Source organism: Pseudarthrobacter naphthalenicus (assembly GCF_029076445.1).
GTDB lineage: Bacteria > Actinomycetota > Actinomycetes > Actinomycetales > Micrococcaceae > Arthrobacter > Arthrobacter naphthalenicus.
In genome coordinates this window covers 1-1,518 of the sequence record NZ_JARESG010000074.1, presented here as the reverse complement: position 1 = coordinate 1,518, position 1,518 = coordinate 1, and the positions used below count along the sequence as shown (strand labels likewise).

Sequence of the window (1,518 nt, the reverse complement as noted above, 5' to 3'; positions counted from 1 at the left end):
CCCTCTGCGTCAGGCTGGTTGTGAGTCAGTCAGTGATTGAAGAGGAATGGGAGCAGCTATGACTGTTGGCCCGCGAGGTATTAGCCGCGATGAGATTCGGGAGTTGGTGCATCAGTATTACGTGCAGCCGTACGGGACGAGGAAGGAATGGCTTGCCTCCCAGCCGGTGACTGAATGGACGTTTCGGCGTTGGCGGAAGATGATTCAGGAGGGTGACCTCGACCGGAATCTGATTCCACGAGAGCATGGGAACATGGCCCGCACGAATGGCGAGTGGTCCGCGTTTGAGAAGGCGCGCGCCAAGGAGATCGCTGAACACCAGTCCGAAGTCGAACAGCTCAAGGGCCGTATCCGTGAACTCGAAGGCACGAATACCGCATTGGGAAAAGCTATCGGGCTCTTGCACGAGTTGAGCGTGCCAGAGCCCGATACGGCCCCGACGAAAGATCCGAAAGGTTCATCGAAGCCGAGAACATCCTCGTCCGGCAGCTGACAACACTCACCGGCTCCCAACGGCAAGCCCTCGAGTTCGCCGGCGTATCCCGCTCGACCTGGCACTACCGGCAGAATCCCCGCGAACGGGTCCAGGACCCGCTCGGACAGTCTGAACGCGCTTACCAATCACGTGTCAGCGCCAATGATCGCGACCGGATCTGCGAATACATCCTGGCGGGCTGGGCCAACCAGGTCTCCGTTGATCATTCGTACGCGGCTGCGTGGGACGCGGGGGTGATGCTCGCTTCCCGCCGCACGTGGTGGCGGGTCGCGGCGCAGATCGAGGACCAGATGCTGCGCCCCACCATCCCGACCAGGAAAGGCAAGAACCGGGCCCCGCGGGAGAAACCCGTGGTGATGGCCACGGGCCCGGGGCAGGTCTGGTCATGGGACATCACCGATCTGTATTCACCTTGGCGGGGACGGTCGTTCAAGGCCTACTCGGTCCTGGATATCTACTCCCGCCGCATGGTTGCCTGGCGGGTCGAGGAACGCGAAGCGGACCACCTCGCCGTGGAGATGTTCGAAACTGCGATCGCCCGGCACGGCGCACCGCGCATAGTCCACGCCGACTCGGGACCGGCGATGCGATCAAACCTGCTCCGTGATGCTCTCACCGGGCACGGCGTGGAACTCTCCCACAACCGGCCCTACGTCTCGAACGACAACCCCTTTTCAGAATCCGGGTTCCGGACCATGAAATACAGGCCCGGCTATCCCCGGGTGTTCAAAGAAGTCGAGGCCGCCCGGACCTACCTCGCAGATTACGTGCCCTGGTACAACACCCAACATAAACACTCGGGCATCGCCCTGTTCTCGCCCGCCGAAGTCCACGACGGCACGTGGAAGGAAACCTGGAAGACACGCGATCAGGCACTACAGCGCTACTACGATAAGAACCCCGAACGATTCCACCAGCGCCCCATCACACCAGCCCCCGCCAGCCACGCCGGAATCAACCTTCCCGCAACAAAAACACCCACACAACAAACCCAATGACTCCACACAGCTTGACAATCTGCG

The 1,518-nt window shown here is 61.4% G+C and carries 2 protein-coding genes; both read left to right on the top strand.

Annotated elements, in window-relative coordinates:
- Positions 1-58: 58 nt before the first annotated feature.
- Positions 59-493 carry a hypothetical protein gene (locus PY310_RS21450; RefSeq protein ID WP_275216651.1) on the top strand — a complete coding sequence of 145 codons (435 nt, stop codon included), beginning with the start codon at positions 59-61 and terminating at the stop codon, positions 491-493.
- Between the two features lie 239 nt (positions 494-732).
- A complete protein-coding gene (locus tag PY310_RS21445) occupies positions 733-1,494 on the top strand; it encodes a DDE-type integrase/transposase/recombinase (RefSeq protein ID WP_275216652.1) in 762 nt (253 codons plus the stop codon).
- Positions 1,495-1,518 lie beyond the last annotated feature (24 nt).